Source organism: Pseudomonas sp. PS1(2021) (genome assembly GCF_020405165.1).
GTDB lineage: Bacteria > Pseudomonadota > Gammaproteobacteria > Pseudomonadales > Pseudomonadaceae > Pseudomonas > Pseudomonas aeruginosa.
In genome coordinates, this window is sequence record NZ_CP084484.1 from 7153517 (window position 1) to 7173286 (window position 19770).

Annotated in this window: 19 protein-coding genes and 1 pseudogene; 5 read left to right on the forward strand and 15 right to left on the reverse strand. The window is 67.1% G+C overall.

Translation table 11 applies throughout. The features are described 5' to 3' along the window. Positions 1 to 46 precede the first annotated feature (46 nt). The gene (locus LE197_RS33905) at positions 47 to 940 is read right to left on the reverse strand and encodes a LysR family transcriptional regulator (RefSeq protein ID WP_003119197.1); all 894 of its coding nucleotides are present in this window, start codon (positions 938 to 940) and stop codon (positions 47 to 49) included. 105 nt (positions 941 to 1045) lie between these two features. Here LE197_RS33905 and LE197_RS33910 point away from each other — a divergent pair. Continuing rightward, positions 1046 to 1935, forward strand: a pseudogene (locus LE197_RS33910) (alpha/beta fold hydrolase). A gap of 109 nt (positions 1936 to 2044) precedes the next feature. On the opposite strand, the gene LE197_RS33915 reads toward LE197_RS33910, so the two are convergent. Further along, the gene (locus LE197_RS33915; protein ID WP_003100318.1) at positions 2045 to 3391 is read right to left on the reverse strand and encodes a lytic murein transglycosylase; all 1347 of its coding nucleotides are present in this window, start codon (positions 3389 to 3391) and stop codon (positions 2045 to 2047) included. Between the two features lie 136 nt (positions 3392 to 3527). Here LE197_RS33915 and LE197_RS33920 point away from each other — a divergent pair, with 136 nt between their 5' ends. Further along, positions 3528 to 3737: a hypothetical protein gene (locus tag LE197_RS33920; RefSeq protein WP_021205373.1), complete on the forward strand. Its 210-nt coding sequence runs from the start codon at positions 3528 to 3530 to the stop codon at positions 3735 to 3737. A gap of 229 nt (positions 3738 to 3966) precedes the next feature. On the opposite strand, the gene arfA is transcribed toward LE197_RS33920, so the two are convergent. From arfA to leuS, 4 genes are all read right to left on the reverse strand, one after another. After that, entirely contained in the window at positions 3967 to 4119 is a 153-nt protein-coding gene (gene arfA / locus LE197_RS33925) for an alternative ribosome-rescue factor A (RefSeq protein WP_003093169.1), read from the reverse strand. Positions 4120 to 4210: 91 nt separating this feature from the next. Further along, a complete protein-coding gene (gene holA, locus LE197_RS33930; protein WP_003093168.1) occupies positions 4211 to 5248 on the reverse strand; it encodes a DNA polymerase III subunit delta in 1038 nt (345 codons plus the stop codon). A 37-nt stretch (positions 5249 to 5285) separates the two neighbouring features. After that, positions 5286 to 5909 carry an LPS assembly lipoprotein LptE gene (gene lptE / locus LE197_RS33935; protein ID WP_003100322.1) on the reverse strand — a complete coding sequence of 208 codons (624 nt, stop codon included), beginning with the start codon at positions 5907 to 5909 and terminating at the stop codon, positions 5286 to 5288. A gap of 66 nt (positions 5910 to 5975) precedes the next feature. Beyond that, on the reverse strand, positions 5976 to 8597 hold the full coding sequence (gene leuS, locus LE197_RS33940; protein ID WP_003100324.1) for a leucine--tRNA ligase: 2622 nt from the start codon (positions 8595 to 8597) through the stop codon (positions 5976 to 5978). Between the two features lie 170 nt (positions 8598 to 8767). Here leuS and LE197_RS33945 point away from each other — a divergent pair, with 170 nt between their 5' ends. Further along, positions 8768 to 9199 carry a hypothetical protein gene (locus tag LE197_RS33945; protein ID WP_003161864.1) on the forward strand — a complete coding sequence of 144 codons (432 nt, stop codon included), beginning with the start codon at positions 8768 to 8770 and terminating at the stop codon, positions 9197 to 9199. Between the two features lie 72 nt (positions 9200 to 9271). Further along, complete coding sequence (locus tag LE197_RS33950; RefSeq protein WP_003093163.1) at positions 9272 to 10033, forward strand: YdcF family protein; 762 nt, start codon at positions 9272 to 9274, stop codon at positions 10031 to 10033. A 49-nt stretch (positions 10034 to 10082) separates the two neighbouring features. On the opposite strand, the gene lnt is transcribed toward LE197_RS33950, so the two are convergent. The 5 genes from lnt to miaB all read right to left on the reverse strand — a co-directional run bounded on the left by lnt (position 10083) and on the right by miaB (position 15643). After that, positions 10083 to 11618, reverse strand: coding sequence for an apolipoprotein N-acyltransferase (lnt, locus tag LE197_RS33955; RefSeq protein WP_003118259.1), 1536 nt, complete (start codon positions 11616 to 11618; stop codon positions 10083 to 10085). A 185-nt stretch (positions 11619 to 11803) separates the two neighbouring features. Further along, a complete protein-coding gene (locus LE197_RS33960) occupies positions 11804 to 12643 on the reverse strand; it encodes an HlyC/CorC family transporter (protein WP_003093161.1) in 840 nt (279 codons plus the stop codon). After that, positions 12640 to 13122, reverse strand: a complete 483-nt coding sequence (gene ybeY, locus LE197_RS33965) for an rRNA maturation RNase YbeY (protein WP_003093160.1) — start codon at positions 13120 to 13122, stop codon at positions 12640 to 12642. Before ybeY ends, LE197_RS33960 begins: the two co-directional genes overlap by 4 nt. Further along, positions 13112 to 14134 carry a PhoH family protein gene (locus tag LE197_RS33970; protein ID WP_023111381.1) on the reverse strand — a complete coding sequence of 341 codons (1023 nt, stop codon included), beginning with the start codon at positions 14132 to 14134 and terminating at the stop codon, positions 13112 to 13114. Before LE197_RS33970 ends, ybeY begins: the two co-directional genes overlap by 11 nt. 168 nt (positions 14135 to 14302) lie before the next feature. Continuing rightward, complete coding sequence (gene miaB / locus LE197_RS33975) at positions 14303 to 15643, reverse strand: tRNA (N6-isopentenyl adenosine(37)-C2)-methylthiotransferase MiaB (protein ID WP_003093158.1); 1341 nt, start codon at positions 15641 to 15643, stop codon at positions 14303 to 14305. A 128-nt stretch (positions 15644 to 15771) separates the two neighbouring features. Between miaB and LE197_RS33980 the strand changes: the two genes are divergently transcribed. Further along, on the forward strand, positions 15772 to 16104 hold the full coding sequence (locus LE197_RS33980; protein ID WP_003093157.1) for a DUF1820 family protein: 333 nt from the start codon (positions 15772 to 15774) through the stop codon (positions 16102 to 16104). A 15-nt stretch (positions 16105 to 16119) separates the two neighbouring features. Here LE197_RS33980 and LE197_RS33985 read toward each other — a convergent pair whose 3' ends face one another. The 4 genes from LE197_RS33985 to LE197_RS34000 all read right to left on the reverse strand — a co-directional run bounded on the left by LE197_RS33985 (position 16120) and on the right by LE197_RS34000 (position 19635). After that, positions 16120 to 16668, reverse strand: a complete 549-nt coding sequence (locus LE197_RS33985) for a tetratricopeptide repeat protein (protein WP_003093155.1) — start codon at positions 16666 to 16668, stop codon at positions 16120 to 16122. A 208-nt stretch (positions 16669 to 16876) separates the two neighbouring features. Beyond that, complete coding sequence (gene hemL, locus LE197_RS33990; RefSeq protein WP_003093150.1) at positions 16877 to 18160, reverse strand: glutamate-1-semialdehyde 2,1-aminomutase; 1284 nt, start codon at positions 18158 to 18160, stop codon at positions 16877 to 16879. Between the two features lie 37 nt (positions 18161 to 18197). Next, positions 18198 to 18827: a thiamine phosphate synthase gene (gene thiE, locus LE197_RS33995; RefSeq protein WP_073666593.1), complete on the reverse strand. Its 630-nt coding sequence runs from the start codon at positions 18825 to 18827 to the stop codon at positions 18198 to 18200. Between the two features lie 10 nt (positions 18828 to 18837). After that, positions 18838 to 19635, reverse strand: coding sequence for a hydroxymethylpyrimidine/phosphomethylpyrimidine kinase (locus LE197_RS34000; RefSeq protein ID WP_003100335.1), 798 nt, complete (start codon positions 19633 to 19635; stop codon positions 18838 to 18840). Between the last annotated feature and the right edge of the window lie 135 nt (positions 19636 to 19770).

The following is a 19770-nucleotide window of genomic DNA, read 5'->3' on the forward strand; positions in this document are numbered from 1 at the left end:
ACCGCTTGCGGTTATCCGCCGGCGCGTAGGTGAGTACCGTTTGCTCTCATCCCTGTGCGGTAACGAAGCGACTGCGCTGGCCGAGCTGCCGCACCGCCTCGATCAGTGCATCGGCCGCCAGGCTGGGTTGGCGCGAGAAGGCGTAGAAACGCGCCTCCGGCAGCGTCGGAAAACCCTGTTCCGGGCCCAGTTCGCGTAGCCCCTCGCGCATCTGGCTGCGCGCCACCACCGTCACGGCGAAACCGGCCAGCGCGGCGGACAGGCAGCCGGCCATGCTGGCGCTCTCGAACACCAGGCGCCAGGGACGCGCAGCGGCGCCGAGGGCTGTAATCGCCGCTTCGCGGTAGACGCAGGGTTCGGGGAACAGCGCCAGCGGCAGCGGTTCGCCCGCGGGCAGCTCGATCGCGGTCGCCGCGGCCCAGACCAGCGGTTCCTCCCAGAGCAGTTCGCCGTCGTCTCCTACCCGCCGGCACTGCTTGCCGAACACCACGTCGGTGCGCCCCTGGGCCTGCTGGCGGAGCAGGTCGGTGGTGATACCGACCTTGAGTTCGATGGATGCTTCGGGGTGCCAGCGGCGAAAGCGTTGCAGGACGCGTGGCAGCCAGGCGCTGGCGAAGTCCTCCGAAGCGCCGATGCGCAGGCGGTCGCGGATCGGCGTGCCGTGCAGCCTGGCGCGGGCCTCGCGCTCCAGCTCGACGATGTTGCGGGCATAGGCGTAGAGCGTCTCGCCCGCCTGGGTCAGCTCCAGGCGGCGAGTGGTGCGGCTGAGCAGGCTGACGCCGGCTGTCTGTTCCAGGCGCTTGATATGCCCGCTGACTGCGGAGGGGGTGAGCGCGAGATTGTCCGCGGCGAGGGCGAAACCGCCGCTGTCGACCACTTCGAGAAAGGTACGCAACAACACGATATCCAGGGATTGGGAGGTGGGGACGGCAAGCTCCATGAGGTCTTCCATTCATCTCGTTTCATGAATAGTAGACGCTAACTATTCATGAATCACCCTTGGCAAGCGTCCTAGGATGTCCCTTCTTTCTCTTGGAGAGGTCCGATGAGCCGCTATGCCTTCGTTTCCGCCGATGTCCTGGATATCGCCTACCTGGAGTGGAATCCGCAGGGGGCGCGCAGCGCCGTCTTGTTGCACGGTTGGCCGGACAGCCCGCATACCTGGAAAGACCTGGCGGAGTCCCTGGCGGACGCCGGCTATCGGGTGCTGGCACCAGCCCTCCGGGGATTCGCCCCGACCCGCTTCCGCGATGCGTCTACTCCGCGCAGCGGGCAACTGGCGGCTCTGGCTTGCGATCTGCTGGCATTCATCGACAGCCTGGCATTGCAACGTCCCCTGCTGGTCGGCCATGACTGGGGGGCTCGCGCGGTGGCTAGTGCCTGCGGACTGCGCGAGGGCGGCGCCTCGCACCTGGTGATGCTCTCGGTGGGGTACGCCAGCAACGATCCGCAGCAAGTTCTTTCCCTGCCGCAGGCCCGTAGCTTCTGGTACCAGTGGTTCATGGCTACGCCACGCGGAGAGCGCGCGCTGCGCGAGGAGGGCGAGGCGTTCGCCCGGCAGATGTGGGACACCTGGTCGCCGCCGGGATGGTATGCCGAGCGCGATTTCCAGGAGGCCGCCCAGGCCTTCTCCGGGCCGGACTGGGTGGCCGTGGTGCTGCACTATTACCGGCATCGCTGGGGCTTCGTCGCGGGGAGCCGCGCTACGGGGCGGCGGAACAGCGCTTGCTCCCGGCACCGCGCCTGGCGCTGCCGACCCTGGTGCTGCACGGCGGCGCGGATGCCTGCACCCACCCCGACGGCTCCCGCGGACGCGAGCACTACTTCAGCGGGCGCTACCAGCGGCTGGTGCTGGAGAGCGTCGGCCATTTTCCGCAGCGCGAGGCGGCCGCCCAGGTGGCGGACGCTATCCTGCGGTTCTGCGCGGATGACTAGGTCCTGGACACCGCAGCGGCGGATAACGCCCATGGCGTTATCCGCCCTACGAACCGGTGTGCCGCGAGCGGTCGCGGCGGACGTAGGGTCGTAAGCTCCGCCGGTGGCCCTATGGCGTCCGCAGGCGGTCGAGCAGCGCCGGGGTCGGATAGCCGTCCGCCGGCCAGCCGAACTCCTGCTGGCAGGCGCGGATCGCCTTGCGCGTATTGGCGCCGATGATGCCATCCACCGCGCCCGGATCGTGTCCGCGGGCGGCCAGTTGCCGTTGCAGCTCGATGCGCTGCGAGCGGCTCAGCGGAACATCCTCCAGCGGCCAGGCGCCGACTATCCGGCCGCCGCCCTTGAAGCTGTCGGCGAGCAGGCCGACGGCCAGGGCGTAGGCGCTGGAGTTGTTGTACTTGAGGATGGCGCGGAAGTTGTGCAGCACCAGGAAGGCCGGGCCGCGGTGCCCGGCCGGCAGCAGCAGCGAGGCCTGTTCGCCGGAGAGTCCGGAGGGCAGGGGGCCGCCGTTGACGCCTTGTACGCCCATCCCTTGCCATTCGCCCAGGGGCTTGCGGATGGTGAGTTCCGCCAGGGAATAGTCGAAGCCTGCCGGCAGGCGGACTTCGAAACCCCAGGGTTGTCCGGCGATCCAGCCGGAGGCTTTCAGGTAGTTGGCGGTGGAGGCCAGGGCGTCGCCGGGCGAGCCCCAGATGTCACGCTTGCCGTCGCCGTCGAAGTCCACGGCATACTGGTTGTAGGTGGTCGGGATGAACTGGGTCTGGCCCATGGCGCCGGCCCAGGAGCCGATCATGAAGGAGGCCGGAACGTCGCCGTGCTGGAGAATCTTCAGGGCGGCGAGCAACTGGGCGTGGGCGAATTCCGGGCGGCGTCCTTCATAGGCGAGGGTCGCCAGGGAGCGGATCACGTTCTTGTTGCCCATGTGCGAACCGTAGTTGCTCTCCATGCCCCAGATCGCCACCACCGCATCCGCATCCACCGCATAGCGCGCGTCGACTTCGCCGAGGATGCGCGCATGCTGCGCCAGGCGCGCCTGGCCCTGGCGAACGCGCAGCGGATCGAGGGCGCCTTCCAGGTACTTCCATACCGGTCGGGTGAATTCCGGCTGGCTGCGGTCTGCTTCGACCACGGCGGGATCGGGCTGGACGCCGGCGAAGGCGCGATCGAAGGTCTGCGCATCGATTCCACCGGCCAGCGCCTGTTGACGGAAGGCGTCGCGCCACTGTTCGAAGCTTTGCCCAGGCTGGGCCTCGTTCGGCGCGCCAGCGGGCACCGAGGCGGCCGGGCCGGCGCCGGAGAAGGGCGCCTTGGTCTGCTGGGGAGCGGCAGGCTGGTTGTATTCGACTGTCGGATTCTTCTGCGCGCACGCGCTGGAGAGGCCAAGCCCCATGGCGACGACGGTGCTGCCCAGCAGCCCGCTCACCTTCAGCAGGGCGGATCGTTCGGGGTTACGCATTGCTCTCCTCAGCAGGGTCCTCGGGACGGGCCACCTTAGCACGCCGGCCAGGACGCGTCTGCCGTCGTTGGACGCGCCGGCGGGGCCCCGGGTTCGTCAATGTGGTTCCATCGGCGCGGTGGATATCGTTCGCCATATGTTCGGTCACTGTCGGGCGGCCAATGGTTTCGTCCGTATCGCTCCGCCGCCTGTCGAAGCCTCGCGGCGCACCCGAGTCGGGATCGGCGACGGGGCGCGCGGCATGCTCGAGGCCTTCGACTTCTTCTTCCTGGCCTTCGTTCTGCGCGACATGGCTACCCGCTTCGGCGTCGGCATCGAACGCCCGAGCCTGGTTCGTGCGCTGTAATGGCCAGAGGGTTGCCAGTCGGCCGCGCGGGATGTCGAGGCCGCGGATCATGATGGAGGAACCATTGGCTTTTCGCCCAACCCGATGGGGCCAGGGCTTGCGCGCCGACGATAGTGTGCCCATGGGCGGCAGGCTGGCGGTGGGGTTGGTCTTGTCGACGGGCTTCGGGCGGGGTAGGCGGGGCGCGTGGGTGAGGAGGGCGTTGCGGGAGGATGGACCAGCGGCTGTTTCAGGCCGCCATAACGAAAGAAGCCTCCCAGTTACGGGAGGCTTCGCGGCGGTAGCTGCCTTTGCCTTTCTTCGCCTGTTCCTGGCGGCTGCGGAACAGTGGCTGGGCGACCAGGGATTTGGCCTTGTTCGGCCGCTTGCTTTTCTTTGCCATGGCATAGGTCCTCGAAGGTGATCGGGCTGGCGCTCGCCAGCGCGCGCATCATCTGCCTGTCGCCGCGGATTGTCCAGTGCCGGTTGCGCCTTCAGGCTGCCGGCAGGCCGAGGCGCTGGCCGGCGAGGCTCAGGGCGAGAAGCGAGAGACCGCTCCAGGGGCTGCCGGGTGCCTGTCCCTTGATCTGCGCGTCGATCAACTGGGCATCCCTCAGCATCTGGTTCCAGCGGCTGCTGGAGTGGCGTTGCAGGGCACGGGTCAGCAGCGGACGGCGCTTGTCCCAGACCGGCGGACGCGCCTGGGCGAAGGCTTTCTCCAGCGGGATGCCCTGGCCGTATTGCTGGGACAGGCCAGCCAGCAGGCGGATCTCGCGGGCCAGGCCCCAGAGGATCACCGGCGGCTCGATGCCTTCGCCGCGCAGTCCTTCCAGGATGCGCAGGGCGTGGGCCGCTTCACCGCCAAGGGCAGCGTCGATCAGGCCGAAGACATCGAAGCGTGCGCTGTCGGCGACCGCGGCCTGTACGGTGGCGGCGTCGATCTGGTTGCCCTCGGCGAGCAGCTTGAGCTTTTCGATTTCCTGGGCGGCGGCGAGCAGGTTGCCTTCCACGCGCGCGGCGATCAGCTCCAGGGCTTCGGGGCTGGCGGACAGGCCGGCCTGGGACAGGCGCTGGCGAATCCACTGCGGCAACTGGTGGACGTCGACCGGCCAGACCTGGATGAACTGCGCGGCGTTGCCATCGATCAGGGCCTTGGCCCACTTGGTCTTCTGCGTGCTGCCATCGAGCTTGGGCAGACTGAGCAGGAGCACGGTGTCTTCCGGCGGCCGTTGCAGGTATTCCTGGAGAATCGCCGCGCCTTTGTCGCCGGGCTTGCCGGAGGGCAGGCGCAGTTCGATCAGGCGCTTCTCGGCGAACAGCGACAGGCTGGCGCCGGCCTCCAGCAGCAAGCCCCAATCGAAGTTGGCTTCGGCATTGAATACCTGGCGCTCGCCGAAGTCGCGCTCGCGGCAGGCCTGGCGAATGGCATCGCAGGCTTCCTGGCAGAGCAGCGGTTCATCGCCGCTGACGACATAGACGGGCGCCAGGGGGCCCTGGAGGTGCTTGGCGAGTTGCGCGGGAGTCAGCTTCATAGGAGAAGACGGGGCCGGCGAAACCGGCCCCGGGGCATCACGGGGTGGGGAACTCGATCGGCGACTGCTGCGGCTCGGCGGCGCGGCGCTGGCGCTCCGCCTCGTCGGCGGCGCGCAGGGCTTCGGCTTCCGCCTTGGCCTTGGCTTCTGCCTGGCGCTGGGCTTCGTCGAGTTGCGCCGGGGTCAGCGCCTGGAGGCGCATGGACAACTGCTGGATCAGGTCGCGCCGCATCTCGCTGCGCAGCTGCGCGGCTTCCTGGTCGGAACCGATCAGGTTGTTTTCGTCGTGCACGTAGACCTTCTGCACCTGTACCTGGTTGCTCATCAGGACCAGGTCGTTGGCGCCGACGATCTCGTAGTTGATCGTGTTGGTCAGCTCGAACTCCGCGCCGCGCGCGGAACCGGTGTAGCTGACGGTGCGCTGCTGGTTGTCCTCGCGGACCAGCACCAGGTGGTAGGGCGCGTTGCTGGTGACCTTCACGCCGCTGTTTTCCAGGGTTTCCTTCAGTTCGCGCACGGTCGGGCCGTAGGCGTTGCGCGCGGACACGTCGATTTCCTTGAGCGCGAATTGCGCATCGCCCAGGCCGCGCAGTTGGAAGCCGCAGGCGGCCAGCAGGGTGGTCATACCGATCAGCGCGGCGCTGGTCAGGATACGTTTCATCAAGCTTCCCTCACTCCTGTTGATCAGCGCCCCCGGATGGCCGGGGGCGTCCAATGGAATCGCGTATCAGTTGGCGACGATGTTGACCAGTTTGCCCGGTACCACGATGACCTTGCGGATGCTCAGGCCTTCGGTGAAACGCAGCACGTTCTCGTTGGCGCGCGCGGCGGCCTCGACATCCTCGCGGCTGGCGCTGGCGGCCACGTCGATGTGTCCGCGCAGCTTGCCGTTGACCTGCACCACCAGTTGCAGGGTGTCCTGCACCAGTGCGCTCTCGTCGACGCTCGGCCAGCGCGCATCGATCACCGCTTCGGCATGGCCGAGCTGGCCCCAGAGCACGTGGCAGATGTGCGGAGTGATGGGCGCCAGCAGCAGGACCACGGTTTCCAGGCCTTCCTGGATCAGGGCGCGGTCCTGGGCGTCCTGGTTAGGCGCCTTCTCCAGCACGTTCATCAGGGTCATCACCGCGGCGATGGCGGTGTTGAACTTGTGGTGCTGGCCGACATCCTGGCTGGCCTGCCTGATCGCCAGGTGGATGGCGCGGCGGACCTGCTTCTGCGCGTCGCTCAGGGCGGCGACGTCCAGCGCGCCGGGGAGGCCGGCGCTGACGTGGGCGTGAGCCAGGCGCCAGACGCGGCGGAGGAAGCGGTTGGCGCCCTCGACGCCGGCGTCCGACCACTCCAGGCTCATGTCCGGCGGCGAGGCGAACATCATGAACAGGCGGCAGGTATCGGCACCGTACTGGTCGATCATCGATTGCGGGTCGACGCCGTTGTTCTTCGACTTCGACATCTTCTCGGTGCCGCCGATCTCGACCGGCTGGCCGTCGCTCTTCAGCCGCGCGCCGACGACCTTGGCCTTGGCGTCACGCTCGACCTCGACGTCGGCCGGGTTGAACCAGTCCTTGCCGCCGTTGGCGGTGGTCCGGTAGTAGGTATCGGCGACCACCATGCCCTGGGTCAGCAGGTTCTTGAACGGTTCGTCGCTGCCGACCAGGCCTTCGTCGCGCATCAGCTTGTGGAAGAAGCGCGCATAGAGCAGGTGCAGGATGGCGTGCTCGATGCCGCCGATGTACTGGTCGACCGGCAGCCAGTAGTCGGCCGCCTTCCTGTCCAGCATGCCGCCTTCGAACTGCGGGCAGGCGTAGCGGGCGAAATACCAGGACGACTCGACGAAGGTGTCCATGGTGTCGGTTTCGCGCTTGGCCGGCTGGCCGCATTTCGGGCAGTTGCATTCGTAGAATTCCGGCATCTTCGCCAGCGGCGAACCGGAGCCGTCCGGTACCACGTCTTCCGGCAGCACCACCGGCAACTGGTCGGCCGGCACCGGGACGTCGCCGCAAGCCTCGCAGTGGATGATCGGGATCGGGCAGCCCCAGTAGCGCTGGCGGCTGATGCCCCAGTCGCGCAGGCGGAACTGGGTGCGCGCCTGGCCCAGGCCCTTGGCCTCGAGGTCGGCGCCGATGGCGTCGAAGGCGGCCTGGTAGCCGAGGTTGTCGTACTTGCCGGAGTTGACGGTGAGCACGGACTCGTCCTTGGCGCCGTACCACTCCTTCCAGACGCTGGACTCGAAGTCGTTGTCGCCCTCGACCTTGGCGATCACCTGGCGGATCGGCAGGCCGTACTTGTTGGCGAACTCGAAGTCGCGCTCGTCATGGCCGGGCACCGCCATCACCGCGCCTTCGCCGTAGTTCATCAGCACGTAGTTGGCGACCCATACCGGCAGCTTGTCGCCGGTCAGCGGGTGTTCGACGAACAGGGAAGTGGCCATGCCTTTCTTCTCCTGGGTGGCGATGTCGGCCTCGGCGACGCCGCCGCGCTTGCATTCGTCGATGAACGCCTGCAACTGCGGGTCGTTCTGCGCTGCCTGGGTGGCCAGCGGGTGTTCGGCGGCGACGGCGACGTAGGTGGCGCCCATCAGGGTGTCCGGACGGGTGGTGAACACCTTCAGTTGGCCGGCGTGGCCGATGGAGGCCTGGTCGTAGGGGAAGCCGATCTCCATCCCGCGCGACTTGCCGATCCAGTTGCGCTGCATGGTCTTCACCTGCTCCGGCCAGCCGGGCAGGTTGTCGAGGCTCTCCAGCAGTTCCTCGGCGTAGGCGGTGATCTTGAAGTAGTACATCGGGATCTCGCGCTTCTCGATCAGCGCGCCGGAGCGCCAGCCGCGCCCGTCGATCACCTGCTCGTTGGCGAGTACGGTCTGGTCGACCGGATCCCAATTGACCGTGCCGTTCTTGCGGTAGATCACCCCTTTTTCGAACAGGCGGGTGAACAGCCACTGCTCCCAGCGGTAGTAGTCCGGCTTGCAGGTGGTGACCTCGCGGCTCCAGTCGATCGCCAGGCCGAGGCTGTCCAACTGCGACTTCATGTAGGCGATGTTGTCGTAGGTCCAGGCCGCCGGGGCGACGTTGTTCTTCATCGCGGCGTTTTCCGCCGGCATGCCGAACGCGTCCCAGCCCATCGGCTGCAGCACGTTGCGGCCCTGCATGCGGTGGTAGCGGCTGATCACGTCGCCGATGGTGTAGTTGCGCACGTGGCCCATGTGCAGCTTGCCGCTCGGATACGGGAACATCGACAGGCAGTAGAACTTCTCCTTGTCGGGTAGCTCCCTGACGAGGAAGGACTGGTGTTCTTTCCAGTAGTTCTGGGCCTGGGTTTCGATCTCGAGTGGCTGATATTGCTCGTGCATGGCGCTACTTAGACGTGACTGTTCGAAAGCCTCGTAGCATACATGACCCCCACTCCTGTCGATAGCCCGCGCCGTTTGTCGCCGGGGGCGGTTCAGCCGAACGGGAACGCTAAGCTTGCCCTATGGGCCGTCGATGGCTGGCTGCCCAGTGGTACCTTCAGAGGTGTTCGATGGCTGAGCTGCAACGCGCGAGTGTGACGGGAGGTGGGCTGTACGAGAGGCTGCTGCAGCGTCTCGCCCTGGCTCTGGATGAAGCGGATACGGCCGAGCGCCTGCGTGACGAGCATCCCACGGAGCTTGAGTTGCGTGGTTTGAGCGAAGCGGAGATGGGGCTGATACGCGCCTATCTCGACCAGGACCTGCACTGGTTGCGCGGCTGGCATGCGGCCGCCGAGGAGCTGGCGCTGCTCGAGCGCCAGACCGGCAGGACACCCCGGCCGCCCCGGCCGCAACCGCCGGCGCCCCGTCGCCACGTCTCGTTGAAACAGCGGCAACTGCTCTGTGCGCTCTGCGGTGCGCCGGTGCAGTGGAGCAAGGGGCATGGCGTGTTGCCGTGCGGCCATTGCGGCTCGCAACTGTTCCGTTCGGGCAACGGCCGCTAGGGTCTCTTTCCGGGAAGTTTCGCCAGGCGTCGCGCAATCCTTTAGATTGCCTCTTCCGACAGGGAGGGGGCGATGCCGATCCGTTATTTCTTCAAGCAACTTCTGCTGCCGCCGGGCGGCCTGTTGCTGCTGCTGTTTTTCGCTTTCTGGTGGCGCACCAGCCGACCGAGGCTGGCGCGGCTGTGCGGTGTCTGCGGGTTCTTCGGTCTGTGGCTGATGAGCATGCCGCTCAGCGTGGAGTGGATGGGGCGCTGGCTCGAAAGCGAACCGGCCCTGCTGGCGGAGGATCTGCCGGGCCTGGCGCAGCGCGCCGACGCCATCGTCATCCTCGGTGCCGGCCGGCAGACCAACGACCCAGCCTGGGGCGACGATGCGCCGAGCCTGCTGGCGGCCGAGCGGCTGCGCTATGCCGCGCGGCTGGCCAAGACCTCGGCGCTGCCGGTACTGATCAGCGGCGGGTTGCATTACGGACGCCCGCCCAGCGAGGCGGCGCTGATGGCCAATGCCCTGTTGCAGGACTTCGGCGTGCCGACGCGCTGGCAGGAAGGTCTCAGCCGTACCACCTGGGAAAACGCCACCCTGAGCGCCCCGCAGTTGCGCGAGGCCGGCGTGCGCCGGGTGGTGCTGGTGACCCAGGCCTGGCACATGCAGCGGGCACGCTGGAGCTTCGAGCGCCAGGGGTTCGAGGTGATCCCGGCGCCGGTCGGCTTCCTCGGCGGGGCCAACCTGCGGCCCTTCGGCGGCTGGCTGCCGGAAGCGCAGGCCTTCTGGCAGAGCGGCATGCTGCTGAACGAGGCGATCGGCCTGGTCGGCTATCGCCTGTTCTACCGCTGAGACGCAACCGGCGCCGCAGGGGCGCCGGTCTTTCCAGGAGGGGCTGGTTTCAGCCGAACAGGCGTCGCTCCTGCGGACGCAACTGGCGGCCGAGCAGAGCCCATAGCAGCAGCACGCCGGCCAACCCGGCCAGCGGCCAGACGCGGTATTGCAGATAGGGCGTCAGGCCCTGCATGGGAATCACCTCGCCGCGCAGGATGCCCTGCTGGAACTGCGGGATCTGCCGGACGATCCGGCCATAGGGATCGATCAGGCCGGTGACGCCGTTGTTGGTCGCGCGGATCATCCAGCGACCGCTTTCCAGGGCGCGCATCTGTGCCATCTGCAGGTGCTGCAAAGGGCCTATGGAAGTGCCGAACCAGGTGTCGTTGCTCACTGTCAGCAACACCTGGCTCTGCGCCGCGAGCGCGGCGGCGAACTCCGGGTAGACCACTTCGTAGCAGATGTACGGGGCGATCTGGTAGCCCTTGGCCTTGAGCAGCGGCTGGTCGGCCGGACCGCGAGCGAAGTCGGACATCGGCAGGTCGAAGAAGGCGATCAGGCCGCGCAGCAGGTCCTGCAGCGGCACGTACTCGCCGAACGGCACCAGCTTCTGCTTGAGGTAGGTGCCCGCGCCTTCGCCGACCACGGTGATGCCGTTGAAGTAGCGACTCTTGCCGTCGGCGAGACGTTCACGCACCGGGACCCCGGTGATCAGCGCGGCGTTCTTCTCGTCGGCGACCTGGCCCATGGCGCCGAGGTAGCCGCTGGCCATGTCCTGGAGAATCGGCACCGCGGTTTCCGGCCAGACGATCAGGTCGACGTCCTGCTGCGGCAGGCTCAGGTCGCGGTAGAGGTCGAGTTGCGCGCGGACCTGATTCGGGTCCCATTTCAGCTCCTGGGCGATGTTGCCCTGGATCGCCACTACCCTCAGCGGTTCGCCGGCCGAATGGGTCCAGGCGTGGCCCTTGAGATAGAGGCCGGCCGCCCACGGGCCGAGCAGCAGGACCAGCCCCAGAAGCAGGCTGGCACCGTGCGGGAAGAGGCGCGGCAGGTTCACCAGCAGGGCCGCGCTGAGGGCGATGACGAAGGAGGACAGCCATACGCCGCCCACCGGTACCAGCCCGGCCAGCGGTCCCTGCAACTGGCTATAGCCGGCGTAGAGCCAGGGGAAACCGGTAAGGAACCAACTGCGGAACAGCTCCAGTGCCAGCCACAGGGCGGCGAACGCCAGGGCGTCGCCCAGCGGCGCGTTGTCGCGGCGCAGGCAGCGCGCCCACAGCCAGGCCGGCAGGGCGAAGAAGAAGGCGACGCCGGCGGTGAAGCCGAGCATGAGGAGGCTTGCCAGCGGCACCGAGGCGGCGCCGTAGTCATGGATACTGACGTAGATCCAGCTGGTGCCGGCGCCGAACGCGCCGAAACCGTACCACCAGCCGCGCCACAGGGCGGACTTGCCGGGAAGGCCGCGCAAGCCGAGATAGAGCAGGGCGATCGAGAGGATCGCCAGCGGCCAGTAGTCGAAGGGCGCCAGGGCCAGGGGTGTGAGCGCGCCTGCGGCGAGTGCCAGCAGGTGTCCGGGCCAGCCGGGACGAGAAATCCAACGCATCGAATGTCCTTAGAGCCTGTTCAATGTCCGACTGCGCAGACCGGGGCCGCCTTCGACTGCCGGACGGCAACGTCCGCGGCGACAGGGGAGTCTGGCGCAAGGCGCAAGAGTAAAGGAGGGGCTGGCGAGACGCCAGAAGGACGGCGCGGGAAGATGCCCCCTCCGCCGCGGCGGAGGGGGCGCGCTCAGTTCTGCAGGGGAGACAGGCGCAGCAGATGGACGCGGCGGCTGTCGGCGTTGAGTACGCGGAAACGGAACTCGCCCAGCTCGACCACTTCGTTGCGCTTGGGCAGGTGACCGAAGGCGCTCATCACCAGGCCGCCCACGGTATCGAATTCCTCGTCAGAGAATTCCGAGCCGAAGAAGTCGTTGAAGGCGTCCACGGGGGTCAGCGCCTTGACGATGAAATCGCCGCTGGGCAGCGGCTTGATGTAGCTGTCCTCCTCGACGTCGTGCTCGTCCTCGATATCACCGACGATCTGTTCCAGCACGTCCTCGATGGTCACCAGGCCGGCCACGCCGCCGTATTCGTCGATGACGATGGCCATGTGGTTGCGGTTGGCGCGGAATTCGCGGAGCAGCACGTTGAGGCGCTTGGATTCGGGGACGAAGGTAGCCGGACGCAGCAGTTCCTTGATGTCGAAGGGACGCTCGTCGTTGTGCAGGATCAGTGGCAGGAGGTCCTTGGCCAGCAGTACGCCCATGACGTCGTCGAGGCTTTCGCCGACCACCGGGTAGCGCGAGTGGGCGGCTTCGATGATGGCCGGAAGGAATTCCTTCGGCGTCTGGGTCGAGCGGATGCTCATCATCTGCGAGCGCGGCACCATGATGTCGCGCACCTGCAGGTCGGCGACCTGGATCGCCCCCTCGACGATGGACAGCGCCTCGCTGTCCAGCAGCTTGTTGTCGTGGGCATCGCGCAGCAGCTCGAGGAGCTCCTGGCGGTTTCTCGGCTCGTGGGCAAAAGCCTGGGTGATCTTGTCCAGCCAGGACTTGTGCCCGTTGCTCGATCGGTCTTCGCTCATTTTTCCTTGCTCGGTGGCTCTTCGTCGTCGCAGGCGTACGGATCGGGATGACCCAGTTCCGCCAGCAATTCACGTTCCAGTGTTTCCATTTCTTCCGCTTCGGCGTCGTCGATGTGGTCGTAGCCGAGCAGGTGCAGGCAGCCGTGGATCACCAGGTGGGCCCAGTGGGCCTGCAACGGCTTGCGCTGTTCCAGGGCTTCGCGGGCGACCACCGGGGCGCAGATCACCAGGTCGCCGAGCAGCGGGATATCGAGAAGCTCGTCCGGGACATCGGCGGGGAAGGACAGCACGTTGGTCGCGTAGTCCTTGTGCCGGTAGGTGCTGTTCAGTTCCAGGCCTTCGGCCTCGTCCACCAGGCGGATGGTCAGCTCCGACTCCGGACGCTGGCGCAGGGCCAGTTCGCACCAGGCGCGGAACTGCGCTTCGGAGGGCAGGTCCGGGGCGGCGCTGGCGACCTGCAGGTCGAGCTCAAGCGGCATCGTGACCGCCCTTGCCCGTTCCCTCGACCGGCCGCACCTGGCTTTGCTGGCGGCTCTCGTGACGCTCGTAGGCTTCGACGATACGCTGCACCAGCGGGTGGCGGACCACATCCTTGGGCTTGAAGTGGGTGAAGCTGATGCCGGGGACGTCCTGCAGGACCTCGATCACGTGCTTGAGGCCGGAGCGGGTGCCGCGGGGCAGGTCGACCTGGGTGACGTCGCCGGTGATCACCGCGGTGGAGCCGAAGCCGATCCGGGTGAGGAACATCTTCATCTGCTCGACTGTGGTGTTCTGGCTCTCGTCGAGGATGATGAAGCTGTTGTTCAGCGTGCGCCCGCGCATGTAGGCCAGCGGCGCGACCTCGATGACGTTGCGCTCGATCAGCTTGGCCACGTGTTCGAAGCCGAGCATCTCGTAGAGCGCGTCGTAGAGCGGGCGCAGGTAGGGGTCGATCTTCTGCGACAGGTCGCCGGGAAGGAAACCGAGCTTCTCGCCGGCCTCGACCGCCGGGCGCACCAGCAGGATGCGGCGGATCTGCTCGCGCTCCAGGGCGTCGACGGCGCAGGCCACGGCGAGATAGGTCTTGCCGGTGCCGGCCGGGCCGATGCCGAAGTTGATGTCGTGGTCGAGGATCGCCTTGACGTAGCGCTGCTGGTTGGCGCCGCGCGGGCGGATGTGCGCCTTGCGCGACTTCAGGGTGACCTGCGGCGCGCTCTGCAATTCCTCGAGGTCTTCCAGGCCGGACTCCTGCAGGTACAGGTGCACGGTGTCGGGGGTGAGATCGGTGCCGTTCTGCGCCTCGCGGTAGAGACGCTGCAGCAGGCGTTCGGCAACCTTGGTCCGGCGCGGTTCGCCGGCCAGTTCGAACTGGTTGCCGCGGTTGCGGATCTCGATGTCGAGGCGTTTCTCGATCTGGTGGAGATGCTCGTCGAACTGCCCGCAAAGTGTCGCGAAGCTGCGGGCGTCGAACGGCTCGAGGATAAAGCGATGAAGTTCCTGGGGGGCGTTCAAGGTGTTCTGTCGTACTCGCCAGTGGCTGATTGATAGGGAAGAGAATAACCGCTGGATATCGTCGCGCAAAGTTGCCGTATCGCGGCGGCGCTTTCCCGGTTCCCGCTGAAACGTTGGTGCACCGTGGCGGCGGGAAGGTTCAGCGAGCCCGCCGTACGGTCGTCGGCCTCAATGCAGGGTGCTGTCGATCAGGGTGCCGCGCAGCGAGTGCGGCAGCGCGTCGTCGATGTGCACCTGGGCGAACTGGCCGATCAGGCGTGGATTGTCGCAGCGGAAGTTGACGATCCGGTTGTTCTCGGTGCGCCCCTGGAGCATGCCTGGGTCCTTCTTCGAGAAGTCGGTGACCAGGATCCGCTGGGTGCTGCCGACCATGCGCCGGCTGATCTCGTAGCCTTGCTGGTGGATGCGGCTCTGGAGGATCTGCAGGCGCTGTTTCTTCACTTCTTCCGGCAGGTCGTCGGCGAGGTCGGCGGCGGGCGTGCCGGGCCGCGCGCTGTAGATGAAGGAGAAGGAGAAGTCGAAGCCGACGTCCTCCACCAGCTTCATGGTCTGCTCGAAGTCCTTCTCGGTTTCGCCGGGGAAACCGACGATGAAGTCGGAGCTGATGCAGATGTCCGGTACCGCGGCCTTCAGCTTGCGGATACGCGACTTGTATTCCAGCACGGTATGGTTGCGCTTCATCGCCGCCAGCACGCGGTCGGAGCCCGACTGCACCGGCAGGTGGATGAATTTCACCAGCTCCGGCACCTCGGCGTGGGCCTGGATCAGCGCGTCGGAGAATTCCAGCGGGTGCGAGGTGGTATAGCGGATGCGCTCGATACCGTCGACGGCGGCGACCACCCGCAGCAGTTCGGCGAAGTCGGCCAGGCGGCCATCGTGGGTCAGGCCGCGGAAGCCGTTGACGTTCTGTCCCAGCAGGGTGACTTCGCGGACGCCGTTCTCGGCCAGGTGGATCACTTCGGCGATCACGTCGTCGAATGGTCGGCTGACTTCCTCGCCGCGGGTGTAGGGCACCACGCAGAAGCTGCAGTACTTGCTGCAGCCTTCCATCACCGAGACGAAGGCGGTGGGGCCATCGACCCGCGGTTCCGGCAGGCGGTCGAATTTCTCGATTTCCGGGAAGGACACGTCGACCTGCGGCTTGCGCGTGCTGCGCGCGGCGTCGATCATTTCCGGCAGGCGGTGCAGGGTCTGCGGGCCGAAGACCACGTCGACATAGGGCGCGCGCTCACGGATCGCGGCGCCTTCCTGGCTGGCCACGCAGCCGCCGACGCCGATCACCAGGTCGGGATTCTGCTGCTTCAGCTCGCGCCACATGCCGAGCTTGGAAAACACCTTTTCCTGGGCCTTCTCGCGGATCGAGCAGGTATTGAGCAGGATGACGTCGGCCTCGGCGGCGTTTTCGGTCACCTCGAGGGCTTGGTGTTCACCGAGCAGGTCCGCCATTCGCGACGAGTCGTACTCGTTCATCTGGCAGCCGTGGGTTTCGATGAAAAGCTTCTTGGCCATGCGCTTCGTCGGACAGTTCGAAAAGGACCGCGCATTATAGAGGGCGGGGCCCCCGGTTCCTAGCGTTGCTGGCCGAAAGGCTGTGCTATGATTCGCGCCCTTCATTTTCCGGCATTGCTTTCCCCGCCATGAACAAGCGCGAAAACCCCATCTACAAGGTGATTTTCCTCAACCAGGGCCAGGTCTTCGAGATGTATGCCAAGCAGATCTACCAGAGCGATCTGTGGGGCTTCCTGGAAATCGAGGAGTTCGTCTTCGGCGAGCGCACCCAGGTGGTGGTGGACCCCAGCGAGGAGAAGCTCAAGGCGCAGTTCGAAGGCGTTCTGCGCAGCTTCGTGCCGATGCACGCGATCGTCCGCATCGACGAGGTCGAGCGCCTGGGTACGCCGAAGATCAGCGAGGCCAAGGGCGCAGGCAACGTCATGCCGTTCCCCATGCCGATGCCCGGCAAGAGCGACTGATTCGCGAAAGGGACGTCAGGGCAGCGGCGCGAAGGGCGTGACGCCGCCGGCAGTCTGCAGTTCGATCAGGTAGTTGCGGAAGATCTGCCCCAGCACCCGGGTGGCGATGTCCAGTTCGTCGCGGTTCATCTGCTCGGCTACCAGGTCGGCGCTGTCCAGGGCGTCCTCGGCGCCGTTCACCGCTGCCATCTTCAGCACGATGTAGGCCTGTACGTTGTTCGCCGGAACCCCTTCGCCACGGAAGAACATGGTGCCGAGGTGGTACTGGGCCTGGGCATGGCCCTGTAGCGAGGCTTTCTCGAACCAGTTGAGGGCGGCCTGGAGGTCGCGCGGGATGCGCTCGCCGTCGTAGAAGAATTCGCCCAGTTCGTATTGCGCCTCGGCGTCGCCGCCATTGGCGACCTGCTGGCAGGCGGCGAGCGCCTGCTGCAATTCTTCGGGAACGGTGTTCAGCGCGCAGCGGCCGGTCGCTGGAATCAGCAACGAGTTGCCTCCCGCCTGCGCGAGCAGCGGCTGGAGGATCAACAGGCAACCCAGGGCGAGGGTGCGGCCGGTACGGAACATGAGGGGAAGACACCTCCTGGATCGGGGCGGGCAAGGGCTGCCCGGCCAACGAAATGCGCTGACCCTCACATTATGAAATAAGCCGACGCCTCCTTACAAAGTCTTTACTGTCTTTTCGGGAACTTTGTCGGCGCGTTTATGCATTTCGGCTAAGAAGGGCTTCCGGCGGGGAGGAGGGCGGCGCCCGGGAAGGGCGCCGCGAAGAGGATCATTTCAGCGCGGCGAAGGCTTTTTCGGCGGCGTTCAGCGTGATTTCCAGCTCCTTGTCGCCATGGGCGATGGAGGTGAAGCCGGCCTCGAAGGCGCTAGGCGCAAGGTACACGCCACCGTCGAGCATCAGGTGGAAGAAGCGCTTGAAGCGTTCGACGTCGCTGGCCATCACGTCCTCGAAGGTGACGATGGCGTCGGCGCCGCTGAAGTACAGGCCGAACATGCCGCCCGCCTGGGTGGTGACGAAGGGGATGCCGGCGGCATCCGCGCGCTGTTGCAGGCCGTCGAGCATGCGCGTGGTGTAGGCGGTCAGTTCGTCGTGGAAACCGGGGCGGCTGATCAGGCGCAGGGTGGTCAGCCCAGCGGCCATCGCCAGCGGGTTGCCCGAGAGCGTGCCGGCCTGGTAGACCGGGCCCAGCGGGGAAATCTGCTGCATGATCTCGCGCTTGCCGCCGAAGGCGCCCACCGGCATGCCGCCGCCGATGATCTTGCCGAAGGTCGACAGGTCCGGGGTGACCCCGTAGTAGGCCTGGGCGCCGCCGAGGGCGACACGGAAGCCGGTCATCACTTCGTCGAAGATCAGCACCACGCCGTGTTCGTCGCAGGCTTCGCGCAGGCCTTCGAGGAAGCCCGGCGCCGGCGGCACACAGTTCATGTTGCCGGCAACCGGCTCGACGATGATGCAGGCGACCTCCTTGCCGACTTCGCCCAGGGTCTTGCGCACCGCCTCGATGTCGTTGAACGGCAGGGTCAGGGTGTGCTTGGCGAAGGCCGCCGGAACGCCCGGGGAGTTCGGCACGCCGAAGGTCAGGGCGCCGGAGCCGGCCTTCACCAGCAGGCTGTCGGAGTGACCGTGGTAGCAGCCTTCGAACTTGATGATGCTGTCGCGCCCGGTGTAGCCGCGGGCCAGACGGATGGCGCTCATGGTCGCCTCGGTGCCGGAGCTGACCATGCGCACCATCTCCATCGACGGCACCATGGAGCAGACCAGGTCGGCCATTTCCACTTCCAGCGCGGTCGGCGCGCCATAGGACAGGCCGTGGTCGAGTTGCCGGCGCACCGCGTCGAGCACGTCCGGATGGCTGTGGCCGAGGATCATCGGGCCCCAGGAGCCGACATAGTCCACGTAGCGCTTGTCGTCCTCGTCCAGTACATAGGCGCCTTCGGCGTGCTTGAAGAACAGCGGGGTGCCGCCGACGCTCTTGAAGGCGCGCACCGGGGAGTTGACCCCGCCGGGAATGTGTTTCTGGGCGTTGTTGAACAGCGTTTCGGAACGGGACATGGCTAGCTCTCTATCTCTCGGGCGAGGCGCGGAGGCGTCAGGCAGGTTCGAACAGGGCGCTGAAGGCGCGGGCGCGGCGTTCCACCTCGGCGGCGGACGCGGCGGCGAACAGCGCATGGATCACGGCGACCAGATCGACGCCGCGGGCGATCAGGCCGGGCGCGGTGTCGAGGCTGATGCCGCCGATGGCGGTGATCGGCAGGTGCAGGCGCGGCCGGGCCTGGTCGAGCAGTTCGACGCTGGCGGCGGGGGCGCCGGGTTTGGTGCTGGAATTGAAGAAGCGGCCGAAGGCGACGTAGCTGGCGCCCTCGGCCACCGCCTGCTCGGCCAGTTCCAGTTGGGCGTGGCAGGTGGCGCCGATGACCGCCTGGCGGCCGAGCAGGGCGCGCGCCGCCGACAGCGAACCGTCGGTCTGGCCGAGGTGCAGGCCGACGCCCAGGCGCGCGGCGAGTTCGGCGTCGTCGTTGACGATCAACTGCGCGCCGTGGCGTTCGCAGAGTTCGCGCAGGCTTTCCGCCTCGCGCAGGCGCCGCGCCTGGTCGCTGGATTTGTCGCGGTATTGCAGCAGGCGCGCGCCGCCGCGGAGCGCGGCTTCGACGTAGGGCAGCAGGCGGCCGTCGTCCAGTAGCTGGCTATCGGTGATGGCGTACAGGCCGCGCAGTTTCATCGGCTGGCTCTCAGTGACAGAAGTCGGTGGGCAGGCGGCGCGGCACGTATTGGCCGTGGCCCGGACTCTCGGCGTCGCGCAGGGTCCGCCAGGTGTAGTCGAGGGCGCTCTGCACGGCGCCGTGCAGCGCTTCGCCGAGGGCGATGCGACCGGCCAGGGCGCTGGCCAGGGTGCAGCCGGAGCCATGGTAGCTGCCGGGCAGGCGCTGGCAGGTGAAGGTGCGGCGGCTGCCGTCGCGGCTGTACAGGCGATTGTGCACTTCGCTTTCGTCGCCGTGTCCGCCGGTGATCAACAGGTGCTCGCAGTGTTCCAGCAGGCGCTCGGCGCACTGGTCGGCGCTGCCCTCGGGCAGGTCGGCGAGCAGGCGCGCTTCCGGCAGGTTCGGCGTGGCGATGGTGGCGCGCGGCAGCAGCCGCTCGCGCATGGCGAAGCCGACGTCGCCCTTGCCCAACGCACCGCCGCCGCCGGCGCGCAGCACCGGATCGCAGACCACCGGCAAGTGCGGGTGGGCGGCGAGGATCTCGGCCACCGTGTCGACCATCTCCAGCGAACCGAGCATACCCAGCTTGACCGCCGCGACGGGCAGGTCGGCGAGTACGGCGTTGGCCTGGGCCAGCACCCACTCGCGGTCGAGGACGCGGAAGTCGCTGACGTTGACGGTGTCCTGCACGGTCAGCGCGGTGACCGCCGGGGCGGCGTGGCAGCCCTGGGCGAGCAGGGCTTCGATGTCGGCTTGCAGTCCGGCGCCACCACTGGGGTCGTGACCGGACAGGCAGAGCACTACGGGGCGGGAAGTCGGTGTTTTCATGGCGCGTGAGCTTACCACTAAAAGCGCTTCGTGGCGGCTGCGCGGACGACCTTTCGGGCGCCGCGCCCGGGCCCTGCGTGACACGTCCCGGGCCTGACGTGGCGTGGCGTGTGCTAAAGTTCGGCGAATATTCAT

Bases quoted from the DNA above. Each gene is read 5' to 3' on its own strand.
- LE197_RS33960 (WP_003093161.1), bottom strand. From the start codon at position 12,643: ATGAGCGAAGACCGATCGAGCAACGGGCACAAGTCCTGGCTGGACAAG.
- LE197_RS33950 (WP_003093163.1), top strand. From the start codon at position 9,272: ATGCCGATCCGTTATTTCTTCAAGCAACTTCTGCTGCCGCCGGGCGGC.
- LE197_RS33980 (WP_003093157.1), top strand. From the start codon at position 15,772: ATGAACAAGCGCGAAAACCCCATCTACAAGGTGATTTTCCTCAACCAG.
- lptE (WP_003100322.1), bottom strand. From the start codon at position 5,909: ATGAAACGTATCCTGACCAGCGCCGCGCTGATCGGTATGACCACCCTG.
- miaB (WP_003093158.1), bottom strand. From the start codon at position 15,643: ATGGCCAAGAAGCTTTTCATCGAAACCCACGGCTGCCAGATGAACGAG.
- LE197_RS33920 (WP_021205373.1), top strand. From the start codon at position 3,528: ATGTTCGGTCACTGTCGGGCGGCCAATGGTTTCGTCCGTATCGCTCCG.
- LE197_RS33985 (WP_003093155.1), bottom strand. From the start codon at position 16,668: ATGTTCCGTACCGGCCGCACCCTCGCCCTGGGTTGCCTGTTGATCCTC.
- thiE (WP_073666593.1), bottom strand. From the start codon at position 18,827: ATGAAACTGCGCGGCCTGTACGCCATCACCGATAGCCAGCTACTGGAC.
- LE197_RS34000 (WP_003100335.1), bottom strand. From the start codon at position 19,635: ATGAAAACACCGACTTCCCGCCCCGTAGTGCTCTGCCTGTCCGGTCAC.
- ybeY (WP_003093160.1), bottom strand. From the start codon at position 13,122: ATGCCGCTTGAGCTCGACCTGCAGGTCGCCAGCGCCGCCCCGGACCTG.
- LE197_RS33915 (WP_003100318.1), bottom strand. From the start codon at position 3,391: ATGCGTAACCCCGAACGATCCGCCCTGCTGAAGGTGAGCGGGCTGCTG.
- lnt (WP_003118259.1), bottom strand. From the start codon at position 11,618: ATGCGTTGGATTTCTCGTCCCGGCTGGCCCGGACACCTGCTGGCACTC.
- LE197_RS33945 (WP_003161864.1), top strand. From the start codon at position 8,768: ATGGCTGAGCTGCAACGCGCGAGTGTGACGGGAGGTGGGCTGTACGAG.
- holA (WP_003093168.1), bottom strand. From the start codon at position 5,248: ATGAAGCTGACTCCCGCGCAACTCGCCAAGCACCTCCAGGGCCCCCTG.
- leuS (WP_003100324.1), bottom strand. From the start codon at position 8,597: ATGCACGAGCAATATCAGCCACTCGAGATCGAAACCCAGGCCCAGAAC.
- arfA (WP_003093169.1), bottom strand. From the start codon at position 4,119: ATGGCAAAGAAAAGCAAGCGGCCGAACAAGGCCAAATCCCTGGTCGCC.
- hemL (WP_003093150.1), bottom strand. From the start codon at position 18,160: ATGTCCCGTTCCGAAACGCTGTTCAACAACGCCCAGAAACACATTCCC.
- LE197_RS33905 (WP_003119197.1), bottom strand. From the start codon at position 940: ATGGAGCTTGCCGTCCCCACCTCCCAATCCCTGGATATCGTGTTGTTG.